This window comes from Brucella sp. NBRC 14130 (genome assembly GCF_040371715.1).
In the GTDB taxonomy this organism is placed as follows: domain Bacteria; phylum Pseudomonadota; class Alphaproteobacteria; order Rhizobiales; family Rhizobiaceae; genus Brucella; species Brucella intermedia.
Genome location: NZ_BAABTE010000001.1, coordinates 612,177 through 627,786, shown reverse-complemented (window position 1 = coordinate 627,786; position 15,610 = coordinate 612,177). Strand labels below are relative to the sequence as shown.

The following is a 15,610-nucleotide window of genomic DNA, read 5'->3' as shown; positions in this document are numbered from 1 at the left end:
GGGGAAAACATGGCAGACGAAGAAGAAGCCCGTATCCCCGGTGAGCGCACCGAGACGATCACCGATCAGCGCATCGACAGCAATCCGGTTGTCAAACGCGGCGCGATTGCACTCGCAGTAGTGGCGTTTATCGGCTTTGCCATCTGGTCTACTTCCGGAAATGACAACAAGGATCAACGTACCGACCCTGAGCGTGTGATCATTCGCCAAACCAACGCTTTTGAGCCAGCAAAGGAGAAGGTTGCGCCTGTGCCTGCGCCAAAGACGGTGCTTCCAACACCCACATTGGAACCTGTTCCGGAAATAGAAGACAAGCTGCTCGATTCCGCACGTCGGGCACCCGTTCTGGCCTATAGCCGGGAACAGGGTAAGTCACCGGTACGGCAAGCCGATGACAATCCGGCACAATCGATAGATGGCAACTTCTTGCCGCTCGATAGCAACGCGATGAGCCAGGGCCAGGTGAGCAACGATGAGCAACGGTTGGATAATCTATTGCGACCGACACGTCTTGAAGGTGCCCGCGCAGGAACGCTTGGCAATCGTAATTTCATCGTCGCGATGGGAAACTCCATTCCTTGCGTGCTCGAGACCGCACTCGCTTCCGATCAACCAGGTTTCACGAGTTGCGTCATTGATAGAGACGTACTTTCCGACAATGGCAGGGTGGTATTGATGAAGAAAGGGACGCAGGTCGTTGGAGAGTACCGCGGAGGGCTTCAGCGTGGCCAGAAACGATTGCTCGTTTTATGGAATAGAGCGAAGACGCCCGAAGGAGTGATCATCACGCTGGCATCTCCCGCGACCGACGCGCTTGGACGCTCTGGCTTCGATGGCCACATCGATAGGCATTGGTGGGAACGCTTTGGAAGCGCGTTGCTTTTGTCGATTGTGGGCGACGCAACCAGCTATGCCAGCAGTCGTTTGCAGAATAGCGGTGTCGAAGCGCAAGACACCATGAGTGCCGGTCAGCAAGCAGCGGCAATCGCAGTCGAGAAGTCGATCGATATTCCCCCAACGCTAAACAAGCACCAGGGCGAGATCGTCTCCATCTTCGTGGCTCGTGATCTCGATTTTTCGGATGTTTATCGCCTTCGCGTTACCGAACCGAAGAACCGCATCTTCGATCGGGCTGTGTTGGGTGATTTCAAGCCAGAATCGAAAGTGGTGACGAAGTAAAAGGTAGTAAAGTATGGACAGCACGAATGCGGCAGTCGTTCGCGAACTGTTGTCACCAATCGCGATCTTTCTCCAGGACAGGTCGCTTTATGAAGTGATCATCAATAAGCCTGGGCAGGTACTGACAGAAGGACCCGATGGATGGTGCTCCCATGATGCGCCGGGTCTGACCTTCGAAAGGCTTATGCGTCTTGCAAGGGCAGTTGCTACATTCTCGAACCAGTCTATCGATGAAAAGCGGCCAATTCTTTCGGCGACGCTTCCAGACGATGAACGCATTCAAATCGTCATACCGCCTGCTACCACGAACGCTACGGTCAGCATCACGATCCGCAAACCTTCATCGGTGGACCTCGCGCTTGAGGACCTGGAAGCTAATGGCTTCTTTTCCGAAGCGCGAAGCACAGGCGCCGCCTGTTCAAGATCGGAAACCAAACTGGCGGAGTTATACCGCAACGGCGAATATAAGTTGTTTCTGCAGCACGCCGTCATTGCCCGTAAGAATGTCGTAATTTCTGGCGCTACGGGTTCTGCCAAAACAACCCTTGCAAAGGCTCTGATCAAACACATCCCCCAGCACGAACGAGTGATTTCGATCGAGGACACACCAGAGCTGGTTATTCCTCAGCCCAATCATGTGCGTCTGTTCTATTCGAAGGGCGGGCAGGGGCTGTCCGGGGTCGGTCCCCGCGAACTTCTGGAATCCTGTCTTCGCATGCGACCGGACCGTATTCTTCTGCAGGAATTGAGGGATGGCACTGCATTTTATTATATCCGAAACGTGAACTCGGGACATCCCGGTTCGATCACCACCGTTCATGCCGGATCGACACAACTCGCATTCGAGCAACTCGCCACCCTCGTCAAAGAATCGGAGGCGGGACGTGCTCTTGAGCGCGTTGAAGTGCTTTCGTCACTTAAGATTGCCATTGATATCGTGGTTCAGTGCAGGCGAATTGACGGTTCTTTCAGGGCTACGGAGATTTACTTTCGCGACGAGTTGGAAAGCTAAGCCGGAAATTAATGGGTGTCGTCCTTCTTGCTCCAGCCACGATCAGCGCTCAATCACCGATTGACCGAGGAAGTCCAGAAATGCGGCAATGCTTCGCGGAAGGTTTCGTCCCTGCATGGTTACGATTTGCAGCACACTGGCTTTCATGGTCTCGTCAACTACAGGAATGGCAACAATGTTTTCCGGAAGGGTATTGTCCTTACTACCGGCTGAGCTGGAAAACATAATCGTTTCCGCAGCGAAGGCGAATACCTTCAGGGTTGCCATCGAGTTGGTGGAGAAAACGGGATCCATTGCCAGTCCCTTGGTGGCCAGAGCGGCGTCGATGAGCTGACGCTGGGTTCGGCCCTTGTCGGGCATGGCCATCGGTTCTTTTGACAAATCGGCAAGTGTAACCTGGTTCCGACAGGACAGCGGATGGGAACGTGGAATCAAGGCGTACATCGGCCTTCTGGCGATACGCTCGATCTTCACCCCGGCAGGTGCGGAATAACTGTAGGTAATGCCGATATCAGCATTGCCTTCATTGACGCGTTCGCAAATTTCTGACGAGTTTCCCACCCACACATGAAAAAGAACGCCCGGAAACTGCGCACGAAAATCAGCAATGATGCGCCCCAGGCGATCGACCGCGAAGCCCTCGTAAGTTGCGACACGCACTAGCCCGCGCTGCGGACCGCGCATTTCCCGCACGTCAGCCAAAGCGCGTTCGGTATCCAATGCGATACGCCTGATATGCTTGACCAGCAGTTCGCCTGCCGGGCTTAAAACCATACCGCGCGGTCGGCGTTCGAACAGTTCCACAGCGAGTTCGGTTTCCAGTCGTGATATCTGGCGGCTGATCGCTGAGCCCGAGACGTTCAACTGTGCGGAGGCCTCGGTTATCGAGCCTGTTCGGGCTACTTCCAGAAAATAGCGCAAGGCAATGTGCTGCATAACGGCCTTTCTGCTTTGCCAAAAACGCAACGATATGAACTAATTTATGAAATTGTGGCATGTCTATCCGCTTGATATCAAGCCTGAACTGAGGATCGAGGGGCCTTAACGTCCCGATATTTCGCTTTCAGGGAGGTTTTAATGTCTGTTTTCACCAGTGAGGCGATTGCCGATGCAACGGCTATTCGCCAACAATTGCACAGCAATCCCGAGCTCAAGTATGAGGAACATGCAACGAGCGATCTGGTCGCTGAATTCCTAAAACAGCGCGGCTATGAGGTCAAAACCGGTCTCGCCCAGACGGGTGTACTTGCCATCCTTGATACAGGGCGCCCCGGCTCCTCAATCGGCATTCGTGCCGATATGGACGCATTGCCTATCCAGGAAGAAACAGGCTTGACTTACGCTTCGAAGACACCCGGCAAAATGCATGCGTGCGGCCACGACGGGCATACCGCTTCGCTGTTGTTGGCGGCGGACAGACTTGCGCGGCATCACGAGCATCTTTCTGGTCGGATTACGCTGTTGTTCCAGCCAGCAGAAGAAGGCGGCCTTGGGGCCGCACGCATGATCGAAGAAGGTGCGCTGGACCGGGTCGAGACCATTTATGGTTATCATAACCGGCCCAGTTACCCATTAGGGCGGGTCTTTGCCAAGGCCGGACCTGCGATGGGTGGAAGTTCGCTTTATGAGGTCACCATAACGGGTAAGGGTGGTCATGCTTCCCGCCCCGACCTGGCCATCGATCCGGTATTTATCGGAGCAGGAGTTATTCAATCGTTGCAAAGTGTCATTGCTCGACGCTTGTCACCGCTGGACTCAGGTGTCGTCACGGTTACCCAATTCCATGGCGGCAACAGTCACAACGTCATTCCAGGCCAGGCAACAATGATGATCAACACGCGCGATGGCTCGCCTGAGGCTGCAGCGACAATCGACAGGGAACTTCGCCGGGTCGTTGCGCAGACATGCGAGGCCTATGGTGCAAGCTTCAGACTGGAACAGACAATGCGGATTCCGCCTGTTGTCAATGACAGCGATGAAACGGACTTTACAATAAAGGTTGCTGTCGAGAGCTTCGGCGCTGAAAACGCCGGTTTCATGTATCAATTGCCCACGATGGGTGCGGAAGATTTTGCATTCTATCTGGAAAAGATTCCCGGTTGCTTCTTCTTTGTCGGTAATGGTGAAGATAGCGCCTACCTCCACCATCCGCATTACAACTATCGCGACGAGATATTGCCGGTGGCAGCGGGCATGTTCGTCGCAATTGCTGAACAGCGCCTCAAAACAAATCCTTGAAAAGCCGGCTTCAGGTCGCGGTTTAACCCCTCTGCTTGAAGCTATTCATCATGATGCCGACCCTGCGCCGTCGGGAGGAACCGCATTACAAGGTGCGGATCGGACAGTACAGGGCCTGGAAGGGAAGAATTAATATGCAACGTTTTTTCAATGCGCTCGAACGGGCGGGCAATAAACTGCCGCATCCCGTCATCCTTTTCGCATCTCTTTGTGTTGTCGTCGCGCTTTTATCATGGGTTCTGGCAATCTACGGCGTATCAGGAGTAAATCCGAAAACCGGCGCAAGCGTCACCGTCAAAAGCCTCGTGTCTGGCGAAGGACTGGTATTTGCTCTGACCACCGTGGCCAAGAATTTTGTGATGTTTCCACCACTCGGTGTGGTGCTCGTTATTATGCTTGCCATCGGAGTTGCGGACAAGACAGGTCTTATTGCTGCACTGATGCAGGTCAGCGTGATGAAAGCCCCCCGCTATCTGACTACATTCGTCATTTTTCTGGTTGGCATGTGCAGCCACGTTGCGTCTGATGCGGCCTATATTATCCTCATCCCGCTTTCAGCGATGATTTTCCAGGCAATGGGCCGGAATCCTCTGGTGGGTGCAGTGACAGGATATGTAGCTGTCGGAGCTGGCTATGATGCGAGCCTGCTGATCACGCCAGCAGACGTTATACTTTCAGGCATTACAACAAGTGCTGCACACACTGTCGATGCAAACGCATACGTATCGCCTATCGACAACTACTATTTCATTGCGTCCTCAGCGATCATACTTTCAATTGTTGGCGCATTCATCATCGAGCGAATTGTTGAACCTATGGCTGGTACATATCGTGGTAGTGTGGTGCTCGATGTTCATCCTGTCAGTGAACTGGAGCTGAAAGGGTTGAAGCGCGTTGGTTGGGCAACGCTGGCACTCATAGCCATTATAGTCGCAGCCGTAGTGCCTGCCGGATCTCCGCTTCGCAATGAAAACGGCGGGCTGGTACCTTCACCATTCCTGGAAAGCGCAGTGGCGATTTTTGCCATATTCTTCCTCTTCCTCGGCTGGATCTATGGCCGGACTGTCGGCAAAATCAAAACTTCGCAAGATGGCATAAACTTCATGGCAGAAGCAGTGAAGGAGCTTGCACCGACATTGGTTCTGTTCTTTGCCATTTCGCAGTTCCTTGCCTGGTTCAAGTGGACAAACCTGGGGGAGTGGATCGCCGTAGGCGGTTCTCACATGCTTGATGCCAGCGGATTTGGCGGTATTCCGCTTCTGGTATCGTTTGTCGTACTGGCTACCGTCATGAACCTGTTTATCACGTCGGGGTCTGCACAATGGTCTTTGATGGCACCAATTTTCGTGCCGATGATGATGCTGGTTGGTTTCGAACCGGCACTGATCCAGGCAGCTTTCCGTATCGCTGACTCCTCCACCAATATCGTGACGCCGATGAGCCCCTATTTCGCGGTCTGTCTCGCATTCTTGCAGCGGTATCAAAAGGATGCGGGTATCGGAACACTTGCGTCGATGACAATCCCGGTCGCACTCGGTTTTCTTGTCTCGTGGTTGTTGTTCCTTATCCTCTGGATGGAGCTCGGTCTGCCGATCGCACCGGGCGTGGGTTTGTTTATCCAGTAGCAAGTCGCCGGGCGTTCATCTGTACTGCCAATAATCGTGTGAACCAGAGCTCCCTGGCAACCGTCAGGGAGCCGTTGGGCATATACGCGGAATCTCTGGCCGGTGCGACTCTAGTAATCAGCTCTGGAGGAGCTGATTACAGTTTCTATCAGGTGGCGCCATGCCGCTATCGTCGGAAACATAATGTTTTTTCCGTCCCAAAACGGGTGAAACAGGAGTACGCGACCGACACCAATAATTATGCTGCTTTATCCTGTACAAGACGGTCTCTTCCCCGCTGCTTGGCTTTATAAAGATTCGTATCTGCACGCGCGATTGCAGAGTTGAACGGTTCACCGTGTTCCAGCGTTGTTAAGCCAAAACTTGCGGTCAGATGGAGATGCGCAGAAATATGGGGCCATTTTCGTGATGCGAACTCCAGCCGCAATGCCTCAATTAGCGTGACTCCAATGTGCATGGAGGTTCCAGGTAACAAAACTGCAAATTCTTCACCACCCAAACGGGCCACGCAGCTTCCACGCCCTGCCCATTTTTGTAACAGCTGGGCGAAATCAGCTATAATCAGATCGCCGGCGTGATGGCCAAATCGATCATTCACCATCTTGAAGTGATCAATATCCGCCAGGACAATTGTCACTGGTTCGCGCGCTCCTTGGTCAAGGTGAACCGAACTTATAAATGCCTGCATACCTCTTCGGTTACGCACCTGGGTCAGAGGGTCGGTGTGAGCCAATTCACGATAATGATGAATTGCATCCACGCCAGCTGCGATGACAATCGCAAAGGTCGTCAAGACGCCGCCAAAAAGACCTGTATACTGAACCATGACCCCTGGGAATGAGTTGCTCCACGAGCCAGCGGGGCCTTCAATATCGTTCGACGATAAGTAGAATATACATTGGAATATAATTGAAGAAGCAATGATAATAAATGCTGCTATAAATATCTTGTCAGAAGCCGTCTTCTTCAGAGACTTTACGCGCCAAAGAGAAATTATTATCAGTGATGCTGTGCCTGCAAGTATCGATAAAGTCTCCAGCCGTACGCTTTGGTAAAGTATCAGTGATAGAGCGGCTGTGCAGAGGAACAAGCCTGCAACGAGCCAATCCAGAGCTTGAACGTCACCAGGTTTGAAGCGTTTTGTAAGTGCTCGACAGCAAATGAGGACGCCAGTCAGGATCAGCGCGTCTTCCCATATCGGTTTAATTGCCGAGAATGTTTCGGTACGGATAAGCATGAAGCCATAGCCGGTTCCAAGCAGGCAAAGTCCGACACCCCAACGGGTGGTCTGAACGCCAAACCGGCCCGCAACAATCAGACCAGTACCGCAAAAAAGGATCAATAATGGAACGGACCATTCCAACGAGGAATTGATCATTTAATGTGGCCTTCTTAGAATGCAATCAGGTGGTATTGGCGCCGAATAAGGAACATATGGTCAAGCACCATGCATTGTTACGCATCATCAGTTGATCTGCCAGCTTAACTGGATCAGTTATTTGTGAAGTACTATCTAAAACTTTGCCCTTTGCTGAAGAGCAGGGAAAGCTTCCGCTTTCCCAATACGCCGGGAGCGGAAGAGCTCTCGCAGACGGATTGAAAGGCCTTTTCTACTGGCAGTAAGGTGGCTTCTTGTCACCGACCATGCTGCAACCACGCTTGATTTCATCCCTGATCATGTCGCACGAATTGCTTGCATTACACGGCGGGTGTGTTGCAGGTGAGATCTCCTTGCATTGATTAACAAGAACGTTTGCAGCCTTCGCACCGATCTCCTGCCTGCATTCTGTCGAGGAATCGGTGTCAGCCTCGTCGGCCATTTGTTTCAGCCAGCCTAGCTGTTGGTTAAGGAGGTCAGCCCTTTGACGTGTTAGAACTTCCTTGCAATCTGCTTCTGAAACCATGATCGCATAGTTTACTTGCTGGTATCGGCACTCAGCGTCGCGATACTTGATCCAGTTGCGCTGGCTCGCCTTGAGCTGCATTTGATTTGAGGGAGGCAGAGAGTTGACTACCTGGCTATAGAGATCATTCAATCTGCGGTCTGCCGATTTCAGGTCGGCGTATGCTGCCGACGAATGCATTATTGTGAGGATAAGGAAACCTGCTGTGGTTAATCGTTTCATGTTCCTGTCCCAACCTTTTGTTGTCATACATCCTTCGGCCCAGATGGTACCAATGTCCGTTGCCACAACTACTTGGTCGTGTAGCCCCCATTGACCAGAATGGTCTGACCGGTCATCCACTAGCCTTCAGAGACCAGAAGGCGTACCCAGGGAACTATGTCCTCAATATCTGTTAGTCCTGTTTTCGAGAAATTCGACAATGCAGCAGCTGTCTTGTGATAGGCAACCGCGTCCTCGCCTTCAGCAGGGTAGAAAAACGGCGTATCCATCGGGCCAGGTCCGATAGCGGTCACTGAAATGCCGCGTTCTCCGAATTCCTTTGAAGCTGCCCGCGTGAAATGTTCGACCGGAGCTTTTGTGCCGGCATAGCTGGAGTAGAAGGGCGTGTAGGCGCCGAGCAAGGAGGTAACGAGCGTACAGATCTTGCCATTGTCATTGATTTGTGTGCCGGCTTCCTTGATGAAGAAAAAAGCGGCTTTGGCGTTCACCGCAGACATTTCGTCGTATTCGGCTTCCGAAATCTCGGCCATTGGCTTCTTCAAAACCTTGCCGACAGTATTAATAGCGATATCCGGCTTGCCAATTGCCGCAATAGTGTCGGCAAACAATTTCTCCGTTGCACCTGCTGTGACGAGGTTTGCCTGAAAGGCGACTGCTTGTGCACCCAATGCCTTCACTGCGGCTACCGTAGCGTCGGCATCGGCCTTACTCGTCGCGCTGTTGTAGTGAATCGCAATTGCCCTGGCGCCGTGTTTGGCGAGATCCCGCGCGATGAGTCCGCCAAGATTTTTCGCGCCGCCAGCTATAAGAACGGTTTTACCTTTGATGGAATGATTAACCATTAACGCGACTCCTTCAATTTTTATCTACAGGCAACCCGGGGGGCTGTTTCCGGCTACGTTGTCTTGAATAAATCGGGAGACCGCTGTCAGTTAAAAGAGGGCGGACTGACAGCGGTCCACGATTGCTGATGTTGGATACGTTCGGGCGTCAACATCAGCGACCGCTGACTATTTTACCATTTCATACGAAAGCCGACTGTTCCCTTGACAGAATAGCTGTCGCCGAAGTTGTTGAGACTGGTGTTGACAAGGCCCTCGCCATAGATCGAATACTTGTCATCATCCCAGTTATAGGTACCGCCAATCCCAAGACCGCCCCAAACGCGGTCATTGCGGCTGGCAAAGCTCACTCCCTGAACATCGACCTTAGTTCCTTCAAGGAACTCATAGTAGAGATTGGCGATGCCGTAGACGTGGGTCCGGTCAAGCAAGCCCTTGTCATTTTGCCATGAGTTTTCATGATCAAGTGTAAGGCCGAGACGGCCCTGCAGGCTCTCGCCGCGATCAATGCTGACACGTGAACCGAAAACATCGGTAAATGCGTCAAAATCGACGTTCGAATAGACCAGCTGTGCTTGTGGGGTGAGGGACCATGCCGGGTCAATGGCAATCCGCTTGCCACCTTCCAGCGAGAGGGTATAGCCGAAGCCGTCATTGCCATCCGTCAGGTTTGTGTTGGCAAGAAGGGAATTCAGATCGCTCGTGTACCACGTCACCTGTCCCTGACCGTCGAGATAGAAGCCGTTTTCGCCATACCACGTCAGTGTACCGCCAAAACCGTAACCGTCCGTACGGATCTCGCCATCGCCGTAAACGGAGTTTATGTCGGTTTTGCCATGGGCGTAATGGATTGTTACTCCACCAATGAGCTTGCCGTTTTCGGTTTCAGTCAGCAGTCCATCAATACCGGCCTGGAGTTTGAAGACATTCTGGTCGTAATCGGTAGCCGAGGTCGAGAAACGCGGTTCGATGCTGTTATGTGCGCCTTCGATACGGCCCCAGACCCCGTTGCCTTCAATCGCAACGCCAGCTTCTTCCAGAGCGGCATAAGGTGTGCCGATCGGATCAGCCCCTTCCGCGACAACCTTATTGCCATTACCCGCCCAGAAACGATTGCCAACACGCTGCTGCAGGGTCGGTACGCCATTGAGACCGAGCATTGCCTGCGGATAAGCCTCGTAGGAGGAAACGCCGGCTTGATACAGCGGCGTTTCAGGTTCAGTCGGCTTGAGCTGTGAACGTAGATACCAGTCTCCGTCAGACGGTGTTGAAGTACCGCCCTGGTAAAGCTGATAGGCGTAAGCGCCTGCAACGGTCGCAGGCTTTCCATCCACAAGGTAATCGCTGATAAGTGTGAACGAACCGTTGGAAGCTCCATTCACCTCAATGATACGGATACCTTCATTGGTTTGCGCACCTGCTCCGCCGACATTGTTGACGCCAACATTTGTTTTGCCGGATGTGTCGCCATTAATGACAACCATATCGGTCTTTGAACTGTCGTCGCCAAGGACAACATCGAACAGCATTTGTCCGCCATTGCCGTTATAATTTCCGCCGATGATCACGACATCGCCGACAGCATCATCGACCGTCGTGATGGTTCCGGCATTGGTCACGTCCCCGCTGAACGAATAAACGCCGCTACCGTCGCCAGTTCCAACGAACGTCGATGTGGGATCGATCGTCATATTACCGTTGAAGTCGAGGGATGCCATGCCATCGAGCGTCGATCCGTTCGTGAGACTAACGCCGGTTGTTCCCTCATCCGGCTCGCCGACGTGCCATGCACCGCCACCAATCGACAGATTGGCTTGATCGAGTGTGACGACTTCCCAATTGATGATCTTGCCACCATTGCTGGTCGCCGTAACACCTTTGAGTTTCAGCGTATCAATCATGCCATCGGCAACAGAGGTGTCATCGCCGCCATCAAGGACCTGCGAGCCATCGTAGGCCGATGCACTTACCGTTGCCGTATCGGAGCCGTCCTGACCGTAGAAACCACCAGCCAGCTTGCCGTCCGTCCAGTTGAAAGTGTCATTGCCCTCATGATTGGCAACGCCGTCATCGCTCTGGGCGTCGTCCCTGTCATCGCCGTAAATAGTTCCGGTATAGGTCCCGCCGGTCAGATTAAAGGTATCATCGCCGAGGCCCAGGATCGCATCGCCGGTTACAGTGCCAGCGCTGTTGACGGTGACATTGCCGCCGACTGAGTCCGACGCGGTCGGATTACCCGCAACACCGCCATCGCGAATGGCAATCCCCGAGGTTGCTTTGAGTGTTGCTGAAGCCGCAATATCGATGGTCGAGCCGTTTGCCGCTATCGTTTGAATGCCCGCGCCCGAACCACCGGTCACTGTACCAACGGCGCTAACCAACGTCGCACCCGTGCCCTGGTTCCGAGCCAGAACAGCAGTGTTGCCAGCAATAGAACCCACCGTCTGTTTTACAGTCAGATCGGTGGCGCTGCTGCCGTTCCGTGCATAGACCCCGTAGTCACCGGAAGCGGTCACGTCGCCGGACAACGTAACTGTGGTTGAACCCGTTCCCGCATTGTCTGCGAAAACACCATAGGTACCACCTTTGACCGATCCGGACGTCTGCTGGACGACCATGTCCTTCGCTGTGCTGGCGTTAAAAGCATAGAGGCCGGCGCGTACGGTTGCCGTGACGTCTCCGGAACTGACGATCGTCGTTGTTCCGGTACCCTGATTATTGGCGTACATGCCAAACCAGTTGCCGGAGACCGATCCCCCCGTCTGGATAAGACTAATATCCGTCGCTGAAACATCATTGTAGGCGTAAACACCGTAGGTGTCGTTATTGGTCGCGCCGGTCTGGGTCTGGTTTACAATTCCGGCTGTCGTGATCGTCACAGCGCCGGTGCCCCAGTTGTCGGCGCGAATGCCATGCGTATAACCGGTTATGGTGCTATCCGCATCCTGTGTAATGGTAATATCCGTTGCGCTGGCCGAGTTTAGCGCCCAAATACCATTGTCACGTGCTCCGTTCACTTCACCGGCTGCACCGATTACTGTCGCCCCGGTTCCTCCATGGGTCGTGTGAATTCCGTTGTCCGCACCAGTGATCGTCCCGCCAGTCTGACTGACAATCAAATCTGTCGCGTTAACGTCGTTGCTTGCGTAGATAGCGTCACCGGATGTCCCCGTCACCGTGCCTGATGATATGACTGTAGTTGAGCCGGTACCGTAATTGGTGACGTAAATGCCCTCTGTTCCGGTTATGCGGCCATTCGAGGTGATGGCAACCGAGCCGGTTCCATCGTTGATTGCTAAAATGCCCTGCCCACCAGAGGACGTGATGGATGAAGCATTTCCATCAGTCAGGGTTATCCCGCCGATTGCGTCGACCCTGATAGCTTCTCCAGCAGTTGATACACCGAAACCTGGCTGTGTGATAACTGTTACCTGCGTAGGGGAAGAAATACTCACCGGAGCATCACCACCAGTGCTCGAGGCAGTGCCAGAGCAGCTCCAGGTATCAGTACCCGATGAAACGCAGTCACCTGCCAATGATGGCGATGACCAGCCGAACATTGATGCAAATGCTGCGGCGGACAGCACCGAAACGCCGGTAAGTGACTGAATAAATCCTGTTTCAGTAGGCGCTATGCCACCAGCGATTCCCTTATACTTGCCGACACGACCTCCACGAAGCCAGGTCGCTTCTTGCTGATCATTATTTCCGCTTTTTTGTCGCCCTGGTTTCAACGATGTCCCCTTCCACATCTAATTTGCTTCCTGACGCAGGCAATTTGCGCCGACATAATAATATCCGGCGTTGATGGCCGTCGATTTCTGGAAATCTATAAATAAACCATTTCCAAACCCGGATACTGTTCTTAAAATTTTCGAAATTGCCGCGCCCGTATCTTGAACAAGATAGAGAATACTTGTATTGCTCAATGCAAAATCACCATCGCCCATGGGATATTTGTAATCGGTATGTCTAACAGCATGTACTCATAAGGCAATTGCAGAAACTGGCACAAACTGTCACTTCCTGTCATTGCGGCGCCATTTCTTGTTCTGATATGAGCATCCGCGTCATGGCCGGTTCCGGAGCCGGGCAATTCCGGGTCTTGAACGTGCATCCGGAGCGGCGGCGTGGCAGTTCCGATAAATGAGGTTCGGATGATCGGTCCAACAACGGTCGTTATTCCGCTTTGGATACGGTACTTGCCCCAAATTCTGCCTCAATGGGAAGCGAGAAGCAAAAAGTTGATCCCGTGGTATCGCTGGCCATCAGTGTGATATCGCCCCCATTCTGTCGGGCAATCTCGCGTGATATGTAAAGTCCCAGGCCAAACCCTGTTGTAGTATGGCCAGGCGATCTAAAGTATTTCATAAATATCAGTTCACGCTCATCTGGAGTGATGCCTTTGCCTTGGTCAGTAACCGTAATAAGAGCCATATTGTGATCAGTCGACAATTGGATATTTACTGGAGAATTCACAGGAGAGTACTTCAGCGCATTTTGTATCAGGTTGTGTAGAACAATCTCTATAAGGGCGCGGTCACATTTAACCGGCGTTCTGCCACCATTCACGAAAGTAATGCGATCAGCGGCAGCCTCATCAAATCCCATCCGTGCCGTGTGTATAATCTCGTTGAGATCAAATACATCCGCTTGCCCGGATTGTGATTGTCCCGCATCTATCCGGTCGCCAGCCAGCACGTTTTCGATTAGCAACGCCATACGTTTAACAGTGCGGCTTATTTTGCTGACGCGTAACTTTATGCTGTCTGTGCCATCAGCCAATGAAATGAGCAGGTTGTCAGCAGCAGCTGCAATCACTGCCAGCGGGCCCCGGAACTCGTGGGACACCACGGCTACAAAGTCCCGTTGCTGTGCAAGAGCATCGTTAACCGAGTCGAGAGACTGCTGGAGCTTTATCTCAAGCAGCCGGCGGCGCTCCACCTCGGCTTCAAGTGACGCATTACTCTCCGCTAGTTCTGCCGTTCTCTCCTGTACTTTGATGGTCAACTCGCGCTCGGCTGCCTGCGAGATGGCCAGAATGCGATCCTGCTCTGCTCGCTGACGGCGTTCGGTACGTTGGTCAACCAAACGACCAGCAAGTACAATCAGCGCAAGGCCCAAGGCTGCAACGCCCCCGGCGGCGACAAGATATTGCCGTTGTAGAGCGCCCAAATAATCGAGCGGCGCCAAGGTAAGTAACTGGTACTGCGCGTTACCCAGCGGCTGATGCCGTATCAGATAGGAGTGGCCGTCGATCAACCACTGGTCGCCCCCTTCCACGTCCGCAATTTGCTGCACGGCCATCGCCTCTCCTGGACTCTCGTCGCTGTTTGAAGGCTGCAGGGTTTCGGGCGGCAAAACCGCCGCAACGTTGCGTAGCATGAATGTCGCAGAAGATGCCGTCGTTACTCGTCCCTGGCGATTCACGATCAATGCGACGTGTTGACCTGTCAGGTAGCGTGCCATTACCGGTGCGTCAAACCGCACCGTAACCGACCCCAGCGCCTCGTCGTCAGTGCCCTCAATCCGACTGGTAACAAAATACGATGGCATCTGGTTCAAGCGAGCGATACCAAACAGTTGCCCGCTACCATCGCGCAATGCATCAATTAGATATGCCCGGCCGGTATAAATCTGTCCCACTATGTTAAAGCGATCAGCCCACTGACTGGATGTTACGGTATCGTGTGACAAATTGTTCATATAAATACGGGCATAGTGAAGGTCGTCCGATAGCCGGGTCATGAAATCGCCGACCAGACGAACGAGGGGATCACTTGTAAGTATAGCTGCCCGCTCTTCACGCGTTAGTTCCGAGAAGCCCGGGGGATCAACCCGATAGCGAGACGCAAGTTCGATTACCCGGTTCTGCTTAGCAACCATGTTGGCGACGCTGTTCATCTCCGTGAACAGCCGATCAACAACGCGCGCCGTTGTCTGTGCCTCATACTCGGCGCTTGCAGCCAATCTCCTGGTCTCAGCTGATACTGCAAGGTGGGAAATCCACCAGCCAAGGCACGCCACTATAGCCAGCCATGCTACGGATACGCCCAATGTCAAAGGCGATAGAATCTGACGCAGCGGCGGCCCGATCTTGACCTTTGCCCGGGTCAAACAGCTTTTAGACATAAGCGGCGATACCGTTCAGATTTTTGATACCGTTCAGATTTTTAGTTGTTACTATCAGCCGGATTATCGGGATTGTCGACCCCACATCCGGCTCCATGGCAACCAACGTAATTCCCTTGTGTATCAAAGTTTGGATTGCCGTCCTTATCGAACTGAGGCCTGGTATCGATCTGTTGTTCCTCGCGGCGGCGACGCTCCCTTTTGCGCTCACGGTCGCGCTGTTCTTGAGCATAAATGCGATCTTGTGCGCGTTGTTCATCCTCATCGTGGCGTGCGCTCTGTTCCATCATACAGTTTGCGAATGCATCAGTGCCGGGCCTGAAACCGAAGGAGGTACAGTTGTCCCGGTATACATCATCTGCGGTAACGCATCCGGCAACCGCCAAGGGTAGAAACGCAAGCAGTAAATGTCTGGGTTTCAGGCCTGTCATTCAATTCTCCCATTGGAACGTGATA

General features: G+C 53.1%; 12 protein-coding genes. 4 read left to right on the top strand and 8 right to left on the bottom strand.

Annotated features, from left to right (window positions below):
* Positions 1-9: 9 nt before the first annotated feature.
* Together virB10 and virB11 are read left to right on the top strand one after the other, a co-directional pair.
* Entirely contained in the window at positions 10-1,179 is a 1,170-nt protein-coding gene (gene virB10 / locus ABWW28_RS03010; protein ID WP_176026681.1) for a type IV secretion system protein VirB10, read from the top strand.
* 13 nt (positions 1,180-1,192) lie between these two features.
* Positions 1,193-2,191, top strand: coding sequence for a P-type DNA transfer ATPase VirB11 (gene virB11, locus ABWW28_RS03005; protein ID WP_025091591.1), 999 nt, complete (start codon positions 1,193-1,195; stop codon positions 2,189-2,191).
* Between the two features lie 42 nt (positions 2,192-2,233).
* On the opposite strand, the gene ABWW28_RS03000 is transcribed toward virB11, so the two are convergent.
* Entirely contained in the window at positions 2,234-3,127 is an 894-nt protein-coding gene (locus ABWW28_RS03000) for a LysR family transcriptional regulator (RefSeq protein ID WP_025091590.1), read from the bottom strand.
* Between the two features lie 141 nt (positions 3,128-3,268).
* Here ABWW28_RS03000 and ABWW28_RS02995 point away from each other — a divergent pair, with 141 nt between their 5' ends.
* Both ABWW28_RS02995 and ABWW28_RS02990 read left to right on the top strand, forming a co-directional pair.
* The gene (locus ABWW28_RS02995) at positions 3,269-4,429 is read left to right on the top strand and encodes a M20 metallopeptidase family protein (protein ID WP_025091589.1); all 1,161 of its coding nucleotides are present in this window, start codon (positions 3,269-3,271) and stop codon (positions 4,427-4,429) included.
* A gap of 50 nt (positions 4,430-4,479) precedes the next feature.
* The gene (locus ABWW28_RS02990; RefSeq protein WP_235694425.1) at positions 4,480-6,054 is read left to right on the top strand and encodes an AbgT family transporter; all 1,575 of its coding nucleotides are present in this window, start codon (positions 4,480-4,482) and stop codon (positions 6,052-6,054) included.
* Positions 6,055-6,292: 238 nt separating this feature from the next.
* Here the strand turns inward: ABWW28_RS02990 and ABWW28_RS02985 are convergent, their stop codons facing one another.
* From ABWW28_RS02985 to ABWW28_RS02955, 7 genes are all read right to left on the bottom strand, one after another.
* A complete protein-coding gene (locus tag ABWW28_RS02985) occupies positions 6,293-7,432 on the bottom strand; it encodes a GGDEF domain-containing protein (protein WP_025091587.1) in 1,140 nt (379 codons plus the stop codon).
* Between the two features lie 232 nt (positions 7,433-7,664).
* On the bottom strand, positions 7,665-8,180 hold the full coding sequence (locus tag ABWW28_RS02980; protein ID WP_235694424.1) for a lysozyme inhibitor LprI family protein: 516 nt from the start codon (positions 8,178-8,180) through the stop codon (positions 7,665-7,667).
* Between the two features lie 119 nt (positions 8,181-8,299).
* A complete protein-coding gene (locus ABWW28_RS02975) occupies positions 8,300-9,022 on the bottom strand; it encodes an SDR family oxidoreductase (protein WP_051556959.1) in 723 nt (240 codons plus the stop codon).
* A gap of 173 nt (positions 9,023-9,195) precedes the next feature.
* On the bottom strand, positions 9,196-12,774 hold the full coding sequence (locus tag ABWW28_RS02970) for an autotransporter outer membrane beta-barrel domain-containing protein (RefSeq protein ID WP_235694422.1): 3,579 nt from the start codon (positions 12,772-12,774) through the stop codon (positions 9,196-9,198).
* Positions 12,775-12,972 carry a hypothetical protein gene (locus ABWW28_RS02965; protein WP_025091585.1) on the bottom strand — a complete coding sequence of 66 codons (198 nt, stop codon included), beginning with the start codon at positions 12,970-12,972 and terminating at the stop codon, positions 12,775-12,777. It abuts the gene before it with no gap.
* A 229-nt stretch (positions 12,973-13,201) separates the two neighbouring features.
* Positions 13,202-14,992, bottom strand: coding sequence for a sensor histidine kinase (locus ABWW28_RS02960; RefSeq protein ID WP_025091584.1), 1,791 nt, complete (start codon positions 14,990-14,992; stop codon positions 13,202-13,204).
* A 203-nt stretch (positions 14,993-15,195) separates the two neighbouring features.
* Positions 15,196-15,585, bottom strand: coding sequence for a hypothetical protein (locus ABWW28_RS02955; RefSeq protein ID WP_006472040.1), 390 nt, complete (start codon positions 15,583-15,585; stop codon positions 15,196-15,198).
* Between the last annotated feature and the right edge of the window lie 25 nt (positions 15,586-15,610).

Coding starts and splice junctions, on each gene's coding strand:
- ABWW28_RS03000 (WP_025091590.1), bottom strand. CDS start 3,127: ATGCAGCACATTGCCTTGCGCTATTTTCTGGAAGTAGCCCGAACAGGC.
- ABWW28_RS02995 (WP_025091589.1), top strand. CDS start 3,269: ATGTCTGTTTTCACCAGTGAGGCGATTGCCGATGCAACGGCTATTCGC.
- ABWW28_RS02975 (WP_051556959.1), bottom strand. CDS start 9,022: ATGGTTAATCATTCCATCAAAGGTAAAACCGTTCTTATAGCTGGCGGC.
- ABWW28_RS02980 (WP_235694424.1), bottom strand. CDS start 8,180: ATGAAACGATTAACCACAGCAGGTTTCCTTATCCTCACAATAATGCAT.
- ABWW28_RS02965 (WP_025091585.1), bottom strand. CDS start 12,972: ATGGGCGATGGTGATTTTGCATTGAGCAATACAAGTATTCTCTATCTT.
- ABWW28_RS02990 (WP_235694425.1), top strand. CDS start 4,480: ATGATGCCGACCCTGCGCCGTCGGGAGGAACCGCATTACAAGGTGCGG.
- ABWW28_RS02985 (WP_025091587.1), bottom strand. CDS start 7,432: ATGATCAATTCCTCGTTGGAATGGTCCGTTCCATTATTGATCCTTTTT.
- virB11 (WP_025091591.1), top strand. CDS start 1,193: ATGGACAGCACGAATGCGGCAGTCGTTCGCGAACTGTTGTCACCAATC.
- ABWW28_RS02970 (WP_235694422.1), bottom strand. CDS start 12,774: ATGTGGAAGGGGACATCGTTGAAACCAGGGCGACAAAAAAGCGGAAAT.
- ABWW28_RS02955 (WP_006472040.1), bottom strand. CDS start 15,585: ATGACAGGCCTGAAACCCAGACATTTACTGCTTGCGTTTCTACCCTTG.
- virB10 (WP_176026681.1), top strand. CDS start 10: ATGGCAGACGAAGAAGAAGCCCGTATCCCCGGTGAGCGCACCGAGACG.